Source organism: Kitasatospora sp. MAP5-34, assembly GCF_029894335.1.
GTDB lineage: Bacteria > Actinomycetota > Actinomycetes > Streptomycetales > Streptomycetaceae > Kitasatospora.
In genome coordinates this window covers 39,278-54,653 of record NZ_JARXZC010000039.1, presented here as the reverse complement: position 1 = coordinate 54,653, position 15,376 = coordinate 39,278, and the positions used below count along the sequence as shown (strand labels likewise).

The window sequence follows — 15,376 nt, the reverse complement described above, 5'->3', positions numbered from 1 at the left end:
CCGGGGTTCGGTGCCGGGGCCGGGGAACAGATCTGACGGACAGCCACTGGGCGGCCGTGCAGGCCACCGTACCGGCCGCGTCCCTCCGATCACCTACTCGTACGGCCGACGACCGGTGGGAAGTTCCCGGACGCTCCTACTCCGGCAGCCGCAGCTGGATGTCCTCGCGTCGCCGGACGCTCTGCTCGGCATCGGCACCGAGGCCCTTCAGCAGGTCGGTGACCCGGCCGAGGCCCGGCAGCTCACCGTCCGGGTCGGCGTCCGCCCAGGGGGCGAGCACGAAGGCGCGCTCGTGTGCGCGGGGGTGCGGGAGCAGCAGCACGGGGTCGTCGCTGGTGACGCCCTCGTACGCGAGGATGTCGACGTCCAGGGTGCGGGCGCCCCAGCGGACGGTGCGGACCCGGCCGAAGGCGTCCTCGATGGCGTTGGCGCGCTCCAGCAGCGAGCTGGGCGGCAGGGTGGTGCGCAGGAGGACGACGGCGTTGTAGTAGTTCGGCTGCTCGGCGGGGCCGCCCAGGGCCTCCGTCTCGAAGACGGCGGAGACGGCGGTGATCCGGAGGCCGGGGGTGTCCTCGAGCGCGTCCACGGCGCCCTGCAGGGTCTCCAGGCGGTTGCCCAGGTTGCTGCCGAGGGCGATCACGGCGGTGCGCGGGTTGTGCAGGGTGGAGTCGGCGCAGTCGACTCGGCGCTCCAGGTCGAACGTGGTCGGCGAGGCGGTCGGGTCGCTGGTGCTCATCGGTATCCCTCTACGGCAGGAGCGGTGGGACGGGGACGGTTCACGCTCGTCATGCGCGGCCCCGGTGGATGGTGATGGTGACGTCGTCGAAAGGGACGGTGATCGGGGCGTCCGGCTTGTGCACCGTGACCTCGACCTCCTCCACTGCTTCGTGCTTCAGGCACTGGTCGGCGATCCGCTGGGCGAGGGTCTCGATCAGGTCGACCGGCTCGCCGGAGATGATCGCGGTGACCTCCTCGGCCACGATGCCGTAGTGCGCCGTGCGGGTGAGGTCGTCGCCGGAGGCAGCGGGACGGGTGTCCAGGTACAGCACCAGGTCGACCACGAAGGTCTGGCCCTCGACGCGCTCGCGTTCGAAGACGCCGTGATGGCCCCGGGCACGCAGGCCCCGCAGGGTGACGCGGTCCAGCAACTCACTTCTCCCACCTGGACGGGCCCCGCGCATGGCGGGGCGGTGGCGGGCCTCGTTGCCCGCCGGGTCGAATCTACCTGCGGGAACGGACGGACCCCGACCGTCCTACCCGGCATCGCACCACACCACGCACGCCGAACCGGCGATTGACGTGAACGTTGGGTGTCGGTCCACGGAACGGCCGTGCGGCAACTGGGCCGACCGGCGGACGGTGGCCGGAGGTCAGTCCTCTTCCTCGTCATCCCCGCTGGTCAGGACGGGTGAACCGTGGTGCGACCAGAGCCGCCAGCCGTCGGCGGTGCGCCGGAAGAGGTTGGTCGAGACGACCTTTCCGCCGACCAGCGGGCCGAGTTCGCCCTCCTCCTCGGCCTCTCCACCGGAGAGAATGTTCTCCGTGCAGGTGACAAGGGCCACATCGCCCTGCACCTCGACCTCGATATCGGTCAGGAAGAACTGGATGTACTCCGTGTTCATCATGATCAACATGTATGAGCGGGTGACCTGGGCCCGCCCGCGCAGCACCGGCCAGCCGGGGTGCACACAGACCACGCCGTGCTTGTCGTCAGCGTCGGCGGCACCCAGCCAGATCGACTCGACCGCCTCCAGGTCACCGTTCTCCAACGCCTCGTAGAGAGTCTGGTTCGCCGCCAGCACGGCCTCCCGGTCCAGCTCCGGATCGGTCGCCGCCCGGTCGCTGCCACTCACCCTGCCGTCACCCGCCATGCTTCCTCCTAGGCCGTAAGCCAAGCCGCTACCCCCTCCGCGCCGCCCGCTGCCAGGCGGCGACCACTCGTACGGCGTCGGCCGTGCCGGCCACGTCGTGGACCCGGACCGCCCAGGCGCCCGCCTGGGCCGAGAGCACCGAGACGGCCGCCGTCGCGTCGTCGCGCTGCCGGGCCGGCCGGAGCTCCCCGGTTTCCGGGTTGGCGAGCAGCGTACCCAGGAACCGCTTGCGCGAAGCGGCGACCAGCACCGGGCGACCCAGCGCAATGAGCTCGTCCAGGCCGCTCAGCAGGGCCCAGTTGTGCTCGGTGGTCTTGGCGAAGCCGAGGCCCGGATCGAGGATCAGCTGTTCCTCCTCGACCCCGGCGGCGAGCAGCTGCGCCACCCGCTCGCCGAGTTCGGCGGCGACCTCGGCGACCACGTCGTCGTAGACGGCGAGGCTGTCCATGTCGGCGGACTGGCCGCGCCAGTGCATCACCACGAAGGGCACTCCGGTGGCGGCGACCACCCCGGCCATCGCCGGGTCGGCCAGGCCGCCGGAGACGTCGTTGATCAGGCGCGCTCCGGCGGCGACGGCCTGCTCGGCGACGCTCGCCCGCATGGTGTCGATGCTGACCAGGACCCCGGCGGCGGCCAGCTCGCGGACCACCGGGATCACCCGGCGCAGCTCCTCGGCCTCGGTGACCCGCTGGGCACCGGGCCGAGTGGACTCGCCGCCGACGTCGACCAGGTCGGCGCCCTTGGCCGTCAGGTCGACCCCGTGCGCGACGGCGGCGGCCGGATCGAGCCAGAGGCCGCCGTCGGAGAAGGAGTCGGGGGTCACGTTGACCACGCCCATGACCGCGCAGCGGTCGAGGCGGGGGAGGCCGGGAAGGTTGCTCATGTGGCCATTATCGAGCTGCGGGGCGCGCGGGAACGGGTGACGGCTGACAGATTTCAAAATCTGTCAGCCGTCATCTGTCATCAGCTGTCCGTCAGCTGCCATCCGCCCGCGACCAACCGTCAGCTGACCGCGCGAAGCGCAGCAGTCACGCCGCCTCGGTCACCGCACCAACCTTGGCCGGCTCCGGCATCAGCCCCTGCCGCTGCCGCTTGCGGCCGAACTTCGGCATCCCCAGCGTGATGAACGCCTCCGCCTGCATCACGGCGAACCCGATCCGGGGCAGGTCCCGGGTCTGCGGGTACACCAGGAAGCGCGGCTCCCACTCCGGCTGGAACTTCGCGTTGAACTTGTACAGCGACTCGATCTGGAACCAGCGCGAGGAGAACACCAGCAGCCCACGCCAAGCGCGCAGCACCGGCCCCGCACCGATCCGCTCACCACGCGCCAGCGCGGAGCGGAACATCGCGAAGTTCAGCGACACCCGGTTGACGCCCAGCGCCGGCACGGCCTGCAGCGCCGCCACGATGAGCAGCTCGTTCAGCCCCGGGTCGGCGGCCCGGTCACGCCGCATCAGCTCCAGCGAGATGCCGTCCGCGCCCCACGGCACGAAGTGCAGCACGGCCTTCAGATCGTCACCCGTCGCGAACCCGGGCTCGCCCTCCTCGGGCGCCTTGTGCGCGGTGACCACGACGCAGTTGTCGTCACCCGGGTCGCCGAACCGACCCAGCGCCATCGAGAAGCCGCGCTCGGTGTCCGTACCCCGCCAGCGGGCGGCGGCGTCGGCGACCCGGCGCTTCTCCTCCATGGTCAGCTCACTGACCCGGCGGACCTGGCAGGAGTACCCGTTGCGCTCGATCCGCTTCACCATCTGCCGGACGTTGCGCATGGCACGCCCGGAGAGCGAGAAGGTCGAGGTGTCGACGATCGCCTCGTCACCGAGCTCCAGCGCGTCGAGCCCCGCCTCGCGGGTCCAGACCTCGCCGCCGACCTCACTGCAGCCGACCACCGCCGGCACCCAGGCGTGCTCACGGGCCTCCGCCATGAAGAGCTTGATCGCCCCGGGCCAGGCCTCGACGTCGCCGACCGGGTCACCGGAGGCGAGCATCACGCCGGAGATCACCCGGTAGGAGATCGCCGCCTTGCCGGTCGGCGAGAACAGCACACTCTTGTCCCGCCGCAGCGCGAAGTACCCGAGCGAGTCACGCGCCCCGTGCCGCTCCAGCAGCCCGCGGACCTTGGTCTCGTCCTCCGCCGTCAGCTCCGGCTCCGGCTTCTCGGGCCGCAGCGCGAGGTATGCGGAGGTCACCGCGGTCAGCAGGCCGAGCGAGGCGAGCGAGTAGTAGACGAGGTCGCCGACCAGGTCGCCGACCCGGTTGTTGTGGTAGTGGATCGGCCCCTCGATGGCGAACAGGCCGAGTACGACGTGCTGCAGCCGGTCGATGAAGGTCGGGTGCCCCACCTCGGAGCTCGGGTGGACGCTGACGATCAGCAGACCGAGCAGCACGCTGAGGGTGCCCAGGCCCACCAGGCTGCCCGCCGCACGCCAGCGGGTGCGCGGGTCGGCCTTGGCGTAGAACTCGCGGCGGTGCACCACGATGACGGCGAACAGCGCGAGCGAGACCAGCGCGGGACCCACCTGGTGCCAGCGCAGGATGTGCAGCGCCGAGCCGACCGGCAGCAGGACGCAGACCGCCCGCCAGGCCCGCTGCTTGCGCCGGCGCAGGGCGTGCGCGAGCAGCACCAGCATGATGCCGACCATCAGGGTGCCGGCCGCCGCCAGCGAGGTGGTGCCTCCCGGCAGCTGTCCCGTCCAGCTGCGCATCTTGGCGTGACGCAGCTTGGGGAAGATCGCGCTGGCGATGTCCAGCAGTCCGATCAGCAGACAGGCGTACCCCACCGCACCGGGAAGCCAGGCGCGGGGAACGGCGGCAGCTTGGTTACGGAGCGTCTGCAACCCTCGGCGGCGGGGCTGCTCGGGCGACGACTCAACGGACACGGGAACGCTCATGGAAGCTCAGCGTAGAGGCTGTCGCGGGACGTCCTGTCACTCCGAGGGAGGAGATGAGATGGACCTTCATGGCTATTCCTTCGTCTGGCAATCCACTCGTCAGACAAGGCTCCGCAGAAGGTTGATACCCCTCGGACCTGATCGACGGCGGAGCCTGGGGACAGGTGGCGCCGCACGGACGGCACGCCCAGCGGGACGGCTGAACGGCTGACCGGCAGCGGGTGGTCAGTGGCGGCCCAATGCGACACGCGGCGCTACGGGACAGCAGCGCACGCGTTACACACGGTGGACGCCGCATTCTAGAGCCTTGGTTGCGCCCTCCGCAGCGGGCGGGACCCGACCGGGTGCCGATCGGGCGGCGCGACGGACGCACGACCGGCCCAGCCCCGCTGGCCGTCCACCCCGCTCCCGCACACGATGAATCCTGGCCCCACAGCTGCCCAAGGGAGGGCGACAGCATGGAATTGACCAGCCGGACGCTGGTGTACTCGCTGATCGCGCTGGCCGGCCTAGGTCTGGTCGCCACGCTCTGGCTCTGGCCGAAGCTGGCCCGGCAGCATCCGCTGGTGATGCTCTGTCGGATCGCGCTCCTGATGGTCGTTCAACTCTCCGTGGTGGGCGTGCTCGGCCTCGCGCTGAACAACTCCTACGGTTTCTACACATCCTGGAACGACCTGCTCCGCCCCGGCGGCACCCCGCTCTCACTGGTGGGTTCGGAGCACCCGAAGGGCGCGGCCCCCAAGTCCGGGGCACTGATCCAGCCGACCTCAGAGGGCGGCCTGGAGACGATCAAGGATCTGCCGCAGGGCAGGCCGGAGGAGGTCGGGCGGGTCGACTCGGTCCGCGTCACGGGCACCGAGTCCGGCCTCTCCGACCAGGTCTTCGTCTACCTGCCCCCCGAGTACTTCATCCCCCGGTACGCCCGGGAGCGCTTCCCCGTCCTGCTCACCCTGGCGGGCTACCCCGGCCCGTCACTGCACCTGGTGGAGGGCCTGCGGGTGCCGCAGACCGCCTGGGACCTGGAGCGGACCGGCAAGATGGCCCCCACCGTGATCGTGATGGCCCGGCCGACCGTGGCACCGCCGCGCAACACCGAGTGCGTGGACGTGCCGGGCGGCCCGCACGCCGAGACCTGGTTCGCCAAGGACCTGCCCGCCGCCCTGCGGTCGACGTACCGGGTCAGCCGGGCGGCGGCCTCCTGGGGCGTACTGGGGTACTCCACCGGCGGCAGCTGCGCGCTGCGGCTGTCGATGCGCAACCCCGGCGTCTACCCCCAGGCCGCCGCGATGCACGCGGACTACACCGTGCCCAACGACCGCTGGACGGACGGCGACCTGTTCCGGGGCGACCAGACCGCCGCACTCAACAGCGACCTCAACTGGCGGCTGCGCAACCTGCCCGCGCCGAAGGTCTCACTGCTGGTGGTGAGCACCAGGACGGAGGAGGACTACGCGGCCACCCAGCAGTTCCTGGCCACCGCCCAGCAGGTCGCCGACGCCCACCCGGAGTTCCGGGCCGACTCGCTCTTCCTGGACGACGGCGGCCACAGCTTCGAGACCTGGCAGCGCGAGCTGCCCGCCGCCCTGGAGTGGATGAGCGACCACCTCAAGCCCCCACAGGACCGCGAACCGCGCCAATAGGCACCCGATCAGCCACCGCAGGAGGCGTGGGGCCCTGCTTGATCAACTGCGTGCGCGAAACCGGAAGGGCACAGGTCGTCGCCTTCCGACCTCGCGCAGTTCCCCGCGCCTCCTGTGCTGCCCTACCCGCAGGCGGAGCCGTTCAGCGGCCGATGATCAGGCTCATCGCCTCGGCCCGGGTCGCCGGGTCGCGGAGCTGGCCCCGGACGGCCGAGGTGATGGTCTTGGAGCCGGGCTTGCGGATGCCGCGCATCGACATGCACATGTGCTCGCACTCGATCACCACGATGGCGCCGCGCGGCTCCAGGATGCGCATCAGCGAGTCGGCGACCTGGCTGGTCAGCCGCTCCTGCACCTGCGGGCGGCGGGCGTAGACGTCGACCAGGCGGGCCAGCTTGGACAGCCCGGTGATCTTGCCGCTGGTGGACGGGATGTACCCGACGTGGGCGACGCCCCGGAAGGGCACCAGGTGGTGTTCGCAGGTGGAGTACACCTCGATGTCCTTGACCAGCACCATCTCGTCGTGGCCGATGTCGAAGGTGGTGGTCAGCACGTCCTCCGGCTCCTGCCAGAGTCCGGCGAATATCTCCTTGTAGGCACGCGCGACCCGGGCGGGCGTCTCCAGCAGGCCCTCGCGGTCGGGGTCCTCGCCGACCGCGATCAGCAGCTCGCGGATGGCGTTCTCGGCCCGCTTCTGGTCGAACGTCCCGATGTCGGATTCGCCGTCGAGAGTCACCGGGTCGATCATGCGTGCCTCGCTTGGGTGTCAGGGTTAGGGCTGAGCAGCACGGATGCCGCGCCTCCAGGGTACAAACCCTGGTGACGCGGCATCCATTCCGTACCGGTACCGGCCGGAGCCGGTGTCCGTCGATCAGCTCCCGGAGGCGTTGTCTCCCGTGACGGGGGGCAGCTTCAGGATGTCCACCGTGGCAGTGTCCGTCGGGGCGGCGGCGCCGTTGGTGAGCGCCAGCTCCTTCGGGGACTGCACGGGCGGACGGGTGGACGGCGTACGACGGGACGAGCCCGTCCAGGCCGGCCGGGCCGGGCGCCGGACGATGGTCGAGAAGATCTCGGCGATCTGCTCCTTGTTGAGCGTCTCCTTCTCGAGAAGCTCGAGGACCAGGTTGTCGAGCACGTCGCGGTTCTCGACCAGGATCTCCCAGGCCTCGTTGTGCGCGTTCTCGATGAGCTTCTTGACCTCTTCGTCGACCAGCCCGGCGACCTCTTCCGAGTAGTCGCGCTGGTGGCCCATCTCACGGCCCAGGAACGGCTCGGACTCGCTCGAACCGAACTTGATCGCGCCGAGGCGCTCGCTCATGCCGTACTGCGTCACCATGGCCCGCGCCGTGGCGGTGGCCTTCTCGATGTCGTTCGAGGCGCCGGTGGTCGGGTCGTGGAAGACCAGCTCCTCCGCCGCGCGCCCGCCCAGCATGTACGCCAGCTGGTCGAGCATCTCGTTCCGGGTGGTCGAGTACTTGTCCTCGTCGGGGAGGACCATGGTGTAACCCAGGGCCCGGCCACGGGACAGGATGGTGATCTTGTGCACCGGGTCGGCGTTCGGAGAAGCCGCCGCGACCAGGGCGTGTCCGCCCTCGTGGTACGCGGTGATCTTCTTCTCCTTCTCCGACATGATCCGGGTCCGCTTCTGCGGTCCGGCCACGACGCGGTCGATCGCCTCGTCCAGCGTGATGTTGTCGACCAGCTTCTTGTCGGAGCGGGCCGTCAGCAGCGCGGCCTCGTTGAGGACGTTCGCCAGGTCCGCACCGGTGAAGCCGGGGGTGCGCTTGGCGACGGCCCGGAGGTCGACGTCCGGCGTGACCGGCTTGCCCTTGGCATGCACCTTGAGGATGTCGTGACGGCCCTGGAGGTCCGGCCGGTCGACCGCGATCTGCCGGTCGAAGCGGCCCGGGCGCAGCAGCGCCGGGTCCAGGATGTCGGGACGGTTGGTCGCCGCGATCAGGATCACGCCGCCCTTGACGTCGAAGCCGTCCATCTCGACCAGCAGCTGGTTGAGAGTCTGCTCGCGCTCGTCGTGGCCGCCGCCGAGACCCGCACCACGGTGCCGGCCGACGGCGTCGATCTCGTCGACGAAGACGATCGCCGGGGCGTTCGCCTTGGCCTGCTCGAACAGGTCACGGACTCGCGAGGCGCCGACACCGACGAACATCTCGACGAAGTCGGAACCGGAGATCGAGTAGAACGGCACGCCGGCCTCGCCCGCGACGGCACGCGCCAGCAGGGTCTTGCCGGTGCCGGGCGGGCCGTAGAGCAGCACACCCTTGGGGATCTTGGCGCCGACGGCCTGGAACTTGGCCGGCTCCTGCAGGAACTCCTTGATCTCGTGGAGTTCCTCGACCGCCTCGTCCGCACCCGCGACATCCGCGAACGTGGTCTTCGGGGTGTCCTTGGTGAGCAGCTTGGCCTTGGACTTGCCGAACTGCATGACCCGGGAGCCGCCACCCTGCATCTGGTTCATCAGGAAGAGGAAGACCAGAACGATGATGACGATCGGCAGCATCGAGAGCAGCAGGCCGACGAAGGTCGACTGCTTCTCGGGGCTGATGGTGTAGCCCTCGGGCAGCTGGTTCGGACTGGTGCCGTTGACCTCCGCCTGGAGGGTCGCGGCGACATCCTTGCCCTGGGACCCGATGTACGAGGCCTGGAACTTGGTGCCGGAGGGCGCCTTGGCGGAGCCGGAGGAGGGCAGCTGGGCGCCCTCCTTCAGCTGGATCTTGATGGTCTGTGAGTCACCCGTGGTGATCTGCGCCGACTTGACCTGGTTGGCATTGATCGCGGCGACGACCTGCCCCGTGTCGACCGTCTTGTAGCCATTGGAGTCCGAAACGACCTGCATCAGCACAATGACGGCGAGGACGGCCAGCACGATCCACATGATCGGCGCGCGGAAGTATCGCTTGACGTCCATCCATGCGGGGCGTTGCCGCCCCGTCCCTCCTGCCACTCAACGGCGCCGTTCGACTGTGGGGCCGTCGGCGCATCCGGATGTGCTCATGAGAAGAGCGGTTAATGGGACCGTACCGCAGTCGCTCCCCCTGACGGCGGGAGCGCGACGGCACGACGTATTTTCCTACCCCCGCTCAACGGGCGGGAAGAGCGCACTGTTCCCGCCCGTCGCCCGAACGGTCCGTGACGGGCTTCTCAGCCGCCGTAGACGTGGGGCGCGAGGGTGCCGATGAAGGGCAGGTTGCGGAGCTTCTCGGCGTAGTCGAGGCCGTAACCGACCACGAACTCGTTCGGGATGTCGAAGCCGACGTACTTGACGTCGATCTCGACCTTGGCGGCATCGGGCTTGCGCAGCAGGGTGCAGACCTCGAGGGAGGCCGGGCCGCGCGAGCCCAGGTTGCCGAGCAGCCAGGAGAGGGTGAGGCCGGAGTCGATGATGTCCTCGACGATCAGCACGTCGCGGCCGGCGATGTCGGTGTCCAGGTCCTTGAGAATCCGGACCACGCCGGAGGACTTGGTGCCCATCCCGTACGAGGAGACCGCCATCCAGTCCATCGTGACCTGGGAGTGCAGAGCACGGGCGAGGTCGGCCATGACCATCACGGCGCCCTTGAGCACACCGACGATCAGCAGATCGCGCCCGGCGTAGTCCTGGTCGATCCGCTCGGCCAGCTCCAGGAGCTTGGCGTCGATCTCGTCCTTGCTGATGAGCACCTTCGCCAGGTCGGCGCCCATGTCCTTGTCGTCCACCGGGGATACGTCCTCAAACGTTCGGGGTTCCTGTTTCGGCGGCGGCCCTGCGACCGGCGGTTACCCGCTAGTCGCTCTGACGCCGAAACACCAGCGTGCCACACCTTCGGGTGGCTTCCACTCCCCCGGGTAGGTGCAGGGGCCCCTGACCGCGCCAGCCGGTGACCAGCTGATCGACCGTCTCCAGGTGCCGGGCGAACAGGTCGCCCGCCGGGCAGCCCGCCCGCAGCGCGGCCCGGCGGAAGACCCGGCGGCGTACGGCGGAGGGCAGCTCGGCGAGTTTGGCGACGTCCAGCGAGCCCTCGCCCGTCCGGAGGTCGCGCTCGGCGAGGGCGGCCCACTGGTCCAGGGCGTCCGCGTCGTCCCGGAACAACCGGGCGGTACGGGCGAGCGCCTCGACCACGCCGGCGCCGAGGTGCTTCTCCAGGACCGGGAGCACCTCGTGGCGGACCCGGGAACGGGTGTACGCCGGGTCGCTGTTGTGCGGGTCGTCCCAGATCGGGATGGACTGGGCGGAGCAGGCCCGGCGGGTGGCGGAGCGGTCCAGCTCCAGCAGCGGGCGGCGGTAGCGGCCCTTCTGCGCTGGCATGCCGGCCAGCGAACGGGAGCCGGAGCCCCGGGCCAGGCCGAGCAGCACCGTCTCAGCCTGGTCGTCCCGGGTGTGCCCGAGCAGGACGGCGATCGCGCGGTGGCGCTCGGCGGCCTCGTCCAGCGCCGCGTAGCGGGCCTCCCGGGCGGCGTTCTCGGGGCCGCCCTGGTGGCCGACCCGGACGGGGATCGCCTCCACCGGGTCGAGCCCGAGCTCGCGCAGCCGCTCGACGACCTGCTGGGCGCGGGCGGCGGAGCCCTCCTGCAGCCCGTGGTCGATCGTCACGGCGCCGACCCGGAGCCCGAGCTTGGGGGCCTCGAACGCGGTCGCGGTGGCCAGCGCCATCGAGTCGGCGCCGCCGCTGACCGCGACCAGCACCAGCGGCGAGCCGGGCGCGGCCGGCGTCCGGGGCAGCCCGGAGGGGTGTCTGCGGGCGTTGCCGATCAGCGTGGTGGCCTGGGCCGGCGCACCGGCCGCGCCGACGACGGCACCGGCGGGAACGGGCTCGGCGGACGGACGGCTGCGGGGGGCGCGGACCGGAGCGCCGAAGGTGGAACCGGCCTCGACCGCGAGGTCGGTGAGCGTGCGGCGTACGGCGAGACGTATCGCCGCGACAGCGGGGTGTGGGCCCACGGGGAAGCACTCCTTGGCGGAGGGAGGGAGCGGGGACGTACGGGGTGGTCGGTGAGACCGGACGGGCGTGACGGCTTGTCAGCTATCTGTCACCAGGTGCTCACAGATGGTCGCAGAATCCGGGCTTCGGCTACACCACCCGCGCCCTCGGTACGACCACCGTCCCACGTACGGGTGAATGGAGAAACGTTCATTCGCCCTCCAGATGTACGGCTGAGCCACTCCCCCCGGCGCACGGGCACCCCCCGCGCCCCGCTGCGTACGGTCAGCCGATGACCCGGGCGACCCAGGAGGCGGGGTTGTGGATCTCGTCCTTGGTGGGGAGGGTGTTCGGGGAGGTCCAGACGCGGTTGAACTCGGTCATGCCGACGCGGTCCACCACGTTGCGGACGAAGACCGCGCCGTCCTGGTACTGGCGCAGCTTGGCGTCCATGCCGAGCAGCCGGCGGAGCACCAGGTCGAGGCGGCTCGCCCCCTGGGCCCGGCGCTGCTGGAACTTCTCCCGGATCTCCGCGACGCTCGGCACCACCGCCGGGCCGACGCCGTCCATCACCACGTCCGCGTGGCCTTCGAGCAGCGACATCACAGCGGTGATCCGGCCCAGGATCTCCCGCTGGACGGGCGACTGCACGACCTCCAGGAGAGTCCCGGCCCCAGGCCCGTCGGCACGGCCGCCGAGCCCGGGGAAGCCCCCTCCGATCGCCTCCCGGACCCGCTCCAGCAGGGCACCCGCGTCGACGTCGGTCTCGGTCAGGAAGGACTGCACCTCCGACTGGATGTGGTCGCGCAGCCACGGCACGGCGGTGAACTGGGTGCGGTGGGTCTCCTCGTGCAGACAGACCCAGAGCCGGAAGTCGTGCGGCTCGACGTCGAGTTCGCGCTCCACCTGGACGATGTTCGGCGCGACCAGCAGCAGCCGGCCCGGGCCGGGCTGCCCGGGGCCGCGCCTGGGGCGGTCGAACAGACCCGCCGGGCTGTCCGGGGTGTCCGGGGAGCCGGGCAGGGCGGGCAGCGGGTCGGCGGGGGCGAAGGTCTCGTACTGGCCGAGCACCTTGGTGGAGAGGAAGGCCAGCACCGCGCCGAGTTCGACGCCGGTCGCCTTCTCCCCCAGCGAGCCGAGGACGGCCGAGCCGGGGCTGTCGGAGCGACGTGAGGCCAGTTTGTCCACCAACGGCTGGACGATGGTGCGGAATCCCGCGACGTTCGCCCGTACCCAGCCCGGCCGGTCCACCACCAGGACCGGGGTCGCGGCGGCCGCCAGCAGGCTGGCGGAACGCATCCCGGTGAACTCGCGGACGTGCTCCTCCGCCGCCAGCGCGTGTCTGCGCAGTTCGGAGACCACCTCGCGGGCCTGGTCCCGTGTCACCTCGGGGCCCGGCCGGGCCAACCGGGTCGCCGTCGCGACCGCGAGATTCCAGTCGACCATGTCAGCACCGCCGCTCGCGCTCGTCATGCCCTCACCGTACGTGCTGGGGCGCGCCGGGGGGAGACGCGCGCGCGGCCGGTGACCGGTCCGGCCGGTCCTACCCTGCTCGCCGGTCCTGTCCGGCCCGCTGGCCTACCTGCAGCCGCAGGCCGCGATCCGCGCCACGATCCGGTCCACCGCCGACCTGGCGTCCACCACGCCCGCCGTGGTCCTGGTCATCAGCGCGAAGACCAGCACCCGGCCGTCCGCGTCCACCACGGTGCCCGCCAGCGTGTTGACGCCGCTGAGGCTGCCGGTCTTCGCCCGGACCAGGCCCGCCGCGCTCTGCGCCCCCGAGGTGGCGCCGAACCTGTTGGCCAGCGTCCCCGTGAACCCGGCGATCGGCATCCCCGTCAACACCGGGCGCAGCTCGGGGTGTTGCGGGGAGCCCGCGAGCGCGAGCACCTTCGCGAGGACCAGCGGCGGGATCAGGTCGCCGGTGTGCAGGCCGCTGCCGTCGTACAGGACGACGCCGTTCATCGGCACGCCGAGCCTGCTCAGGGTGTCCGTCACGGCCTTGACCGCGCCGTCGAAACTGGCGGGCTGGTGGTCGGCGATGGCCGCCTGACGAGCCACCGCCTCCGCGAGGGTGTTGTCCGAGTTGGTGAGCAGCCGGTCGATCAGCCGGCCCATGGTCGGGGACCGCACCTGGCCGAGCACCTTCGCACCGGGCCCGGCCGTGCCCGCCGTGGGCTTGGCCTGGACGGTGATGCCCTGCGCCTGGAGCAGCGCCGCGAAGACGTCGGCCGCCTGGCCCGCCGGGTCGAAGACGCGGGCCGGGGCCTCCTCCTGGCTCCTCGGGTCGATCCTGCCCTCGTCCACCATCAGCGGCGTGACGGCCGCGATGTTGGTCGAGTCGTTCTGCGGGTGCAGGACCGGGCCGGAGTACAGCGAGGTGTCGAAGTTCAGCTTGACCGAGGGGGTGCCGGCCGCCTTCAGTGCGGTCGCGGTCTGCCGGGCCAGGTCGGCCATCGAGGCGGGCGCGGTGTCCTGGTCGACCGGCAGACCGGCGATCCGGTACTGGTCGAGCGGGAGGCCCGTGAGCGTCGGGTCGCCGCCGCCGACCAGGGTGATCTCGCCGGCGCCCGGCCCCTGCACCACCCTGGTGGTGATCCTGCTATCCGCCGGGATCAGCGCGAGCGCCGCGACCGTGGTCAGCAGCTTGTTGGTGGAAGCCGGGGTGGCGGGCGTGTTCTCACCCGAGCCGAACAGCAGTTGCCCGGTGACACCGTCCGCCACGGCGAGGTTCAGGGTGCCGAGCGACCTGTCCTGGAGGACGGCGGCGAGGTCGCGCTGCAGCCCCTGAGTGGTCGGCGGACCACCCGTACCGGCGACCGTGGCCACCAGCACCGGACCGTCCGTCGCGACCGCCCGGCGCGGGTCGGCGGGCGCGGGCAGCGGGCCGGGTGACGCCTTGCCGGAACTGTGGCTCGTTCCCGGCACCGGCTGGGCCAGCGCCCGGCCCGGATCCAGCAGCAGACCACCGGCCGTGAGCGCCACTCCGAGGACTCCCACGGCCGCCACCGCGCGACCACGCCCCACCCCAGTACCTTGCCGCACCGACCAGCCCCTTTCCTGAGCACACCCTGCCGTAGGAGACACTTGGATTCTGTCAGTACTACCTTGGAGGAACCGTTGGAGTTCGACGTCCTGATCGAGATCCCGAAGGGTTCGCGGAACAAGTACGAGGTCGACCATGAGTCCGGTCGCCTTCGCCTCGACCGGATGCTCTTCACGTCGACCCGCTACCCGGCGGACTACGGCTACGTCGAGGGCACCCTCGCCGACGACGGCGACCCGCTCGACGCGCTGGTAATCCTGGAGGAGCCGACCTTCCCCGGTTGCCTGATCAAGTGCCGCGCGATCGGCATGTTCAAGATGACCGACGAGGCCGGCGGCGACGACAAGCTGCTCTGCGTCCCCGCGACCGACCCGCGCTGGGAGCACCTGCAGGACATCCAGCACGTGTCGGAGTTCGACCGCCTGGAGATCCAGCACTTCTTCGAGGTCTACAAGGACCTGGAGCCCGGCAAGTCCGTCGAGGGCGCCGACTGGGTCGGCCGCGCCGAGGCCGAGGCGGAGATCACCGCTTCGATCAAGCGTCTGGCGGACTCCGGCCACTGAGCCTGAGTACGGCGAAGGGCCGGTGCGAGCACTCTGCTCGCACCGGCCCTTCTCGGTATCCGCTCGTATCCGCTCGTATCCGCTCGGTATCCGCCGACAGGCTCCGCCAGGGAACGGGCGGAGCCGGCCGCTCAGTCCTCGTCGTCGAGCCGGAAGCCGACCTTCAGCCCCACCTGGAAGTGCTCGATCCGCCCGTCCGCGATGTGCCCGCGCACCTGGACCACCTCGAACCAGTCCAGGTTTCGCAGGGTCCGGGCGGCCCGGTCGACTCCGTTTCGGATCGCGGCGTCGACTCCCTCGTGCGAGGAGCCGACGATCTCGGTCACGCGGTAGATGTGGTCGGTCATGGCTGTCTCCCTGAGTGGCGGCACGGCCCCCCGGTCCACCGTGCCGCACCCGGCCGGGCCCCGCACCCTGGACGGGCCGTCAGAAGTCCACCCTTAAGAGCG

Annotated in this window: 14 protein-coding genes; 2 read left to right on the top strand and 12 right to left on the bottom strand. The window is 70.9% G+C overall.

All coding sequences use genetic code 11. From position 1 onward, the window contains the following. Nucleotides 1-136: 136 nt before the first annotated feature. The 5 genes from folK to P3T29_RS26355 form a co-directional block, all read right to left on the bottom strand. On the bottom strand, nt 137-736 hold the full coding sequence (gene folK, locus P3T29_RS26375) for a 2-amino-4-hydroxy-6-hydroxymethyldihydropteridine diphosphokinase (RefSeq protein ID WP_280719132.1): 600 nt from the start codon (nt 734-736) through the stop codon (nt 137-139). A 49-nt stretch (nt 737-785) separates the two neighbouring features. After that, nucleotides 786-1,145, bottom strand: a complete 360-nt coding sequence (folB, locus tag P3T29_RS26370; RefSeq protein WP_280719155.1) for a dihydroneopterin aldolase — start codon at nt 1,143-1,145, stop codon at nt 786-788. Between the two features lie 225 nt (nt 1,146-1,370). After that, entirely contained in the window at nt 1,371-1,871 is a 501-nt protein-coding gene (locus P3T29_RS26365; protein WP_280719131.1) for a nuclear transport factor 2 family protein, read from the bottom strand. 28 nt (nt 1,872-1,899) lie between these two features. Further along, nucleotides 1,900-2,754 (bottom strand): dihydropteroate synthase, encoded by an 855-nt coding sequence (folP, locus tag P3T29_RS26360; protein ID WP_280719130.1) that lies wholly within the window; start codon nt 2,752-2,754, stop codon nt 1,900-1,902. Between the two features lie 145 nt (nt 2,755-2,899). Beyond that, a complete protein-coding gene (locus P3T29_RS26355; protein ID WP_280719129.1) occupies nt 2,900-4,762 on the bottom strand; it encodes a phosphatidylglycerol lysyltransferase domain-containing protein in 1,863 nt (620 codons plus the stop codon). Nucleotides 4,763-5,220: 458 nt separating this feature from the next. Between P3T29_RS26355 and P3T29_RS26350 the strand changes: the two genes are divergently transcribed. Continuing rightward, nucleotides 5,221-6,402, top strand: a complete 1,182-nt coding sequence (locus tag P3T29_RS26350; protein WP_280719128.1) for an alpha/beta hydrolase-fold protein — start codon at nt 5,221-5,223, stop codon at nt 6,400-6,402. A 142-nt stretch (nt 6,403-6,544) separates the two neighbouring features. On the opposite strand, the gene folE is transcribed toward P3T29_RS26350, so the two are convergent. From folE to dacB, 6 genes are all read right to left on the bottom strand, one after another. Then, complete coding sequence (gene folE, locus P3T29_RS26345) at nt 6,545-7,150, bottom strand: GTP cyclohydrolase I FolE (RefSeq protein WP_280719127.1); 606 nt, start codon at nt 7,148-7,150, stop codon at nt 6,545-6,547. 123 nt (nt 7,151-7,273) lie between these two features. Then, nucleotides 7,274-9,328, bottom strand: a complete 2,055-nt coding sequence (gene ftsH / locus P3T29_RS26340; protein ID WP_280719126.1) for an ATP-dependent zinc metalloprotease FtsH — start codon at nt 9,326-9,328, stop codon at nt 7,274-7,276. Between the two features lie 233 nt (nt 9,329-9,561). Continuing rightward, entirely contained in the window at nt 9,562-10,116 is a 555-nt protein-coding gene (gene hpt, locus P3T29_RS26335) for a hypoxanthine phosphoribosyltransferase (RefSeq protein ID WP_280719125.1), read from the bottom strand. A 67-nt stretch (nt 10,117-10,183) separates the two neighbouring features. After that, complete coding sequence (gene tilS, locus P3T29_RS26330; protein WP_280719124.1) at nt 10,184-11,338, bottom strand: tRNA lysidine(34) synthetase TilS; 1,155 nt, start codon at nt 11,336-11,338, stop codon at nt 10,184-10,186. A 265-nt stretch (nt 11,339-11,603) separates the two neighbouring features. Next, nucleotides 11,604-12,791: a zinc-dependent metalloprotease gene (locus tag P3T29_RS26325; RefSeq protein ID WP_280719123.1), complete on the bottom strand. Its 1,188-nt coding sequence runs from the start codon at nt 12,789-12,791 to the stop codon at nt 11,604-11,606. 105 nt (nt 12,792-12,896) lie between these two features. After that, nucleotides 12,897-14,318: a D-alanyl-D-alanine carboxypeptidase/D-alanyl-D-alanine-endopeptidase gene (gene dacB, locus P3T29_RS26320; RefSeq protein ID WP_280719122.1), complete on the bottom strand. Its 1,422-nt coding sequence runs from the start codon at nt 14,316-14,318 to the stop codon at nt 12,897-12,899. 120 nt (nt 14,319-14,438) lie between these two features. Between dacB and P3T29_RS26315 the strand changes: the two genes are divergently transcribed. Beyond that, nucleotides 14,439-14,927, top strand: a complete 489-nt coding sequence (locus tag P3T29_RS26315) for an inorganic diphosphatase (RefSeq protein WP_280719121.1) — start codon at nt 14,439-14,441, stop codon at nt 14,925-14,927. Between the two features lie 131 nt (nt 14,928-15,058). On the opposite strand, the gene P3T29_RS26310 is transcribed toward P3T29_RS26315, so the two are convergent. Continuing rightward, entirely contained in the window at nt 15,059-15,274 is a 216-nt protein-coding gene (locus tag P3T29_RS26310; protein WP_280719120.1) for a dodecin, read from the bottom strand. Nucleotides 15,275-15,376 lie beyond the last annotated feature (102 nt).

Coding starts and splice junctions, on each gene's coding strand:
- folK (WP_280719132.1), bottom strand. CDS start 736: ATGAGCACCAGCGACCCGACCGCCTCGCCGACCACGTTCGACCTGGAG.
- P3T29_RS26365 (WP_280719131.1), bottom strand. CDS start 1,871: ATGGCGGGTGACGGCAGGGTGAGTGGCAGCGACCGGGCGGCGACCGAT.
- folP (WP_280719130.1), bottom strand. CDS start 2,754: ATGAGCAACCTTCCCGGCCTCCCCCGCCTCGACCGCTGCGCGGTCATG.
- P3T29_RS26355 (WP_280719129.1), bottom strand. CDS start 4,762: ATGAGCGTTCCCGTGTCCGTTGAGTCGTCGCCCGAGCAGCCCCGCCGC.
- P3T29_RS26350 (WP_280719128.1), top strand. CDS start 5,221: ATGGAATTGACCAGCCGGACGCTGGTGTACTCGCTGATCGCGCTGGCC.
- folE (WP_280719127.1), bottom strand. CDS start 7,150: ATGATCGACCCGGTGACTCTCGACGGCGAATCCGACATCGGGACGTTC.
- ftsH (WP_280719126.1), bottom strand. CDS start 9,328: ATGGACGTCAAGCGATACTTCCGCGCGCCGATCATGTGGATCGTGCTG.
- P3T29_RS26325 (WP_280719123.1), bottom strand. CDS start 12,791: ATGACGAGCGCGAGCGGCGGTGCTGACATGGTCGACTGGAATCTCGCG.
- P3T29_RS26310 (WP_280719120.1), bottom strand. CDS start 15,274: ATGACCGACCACATCTACCGCGTGACCGAGATCGTCGGCTCCTCGCAC.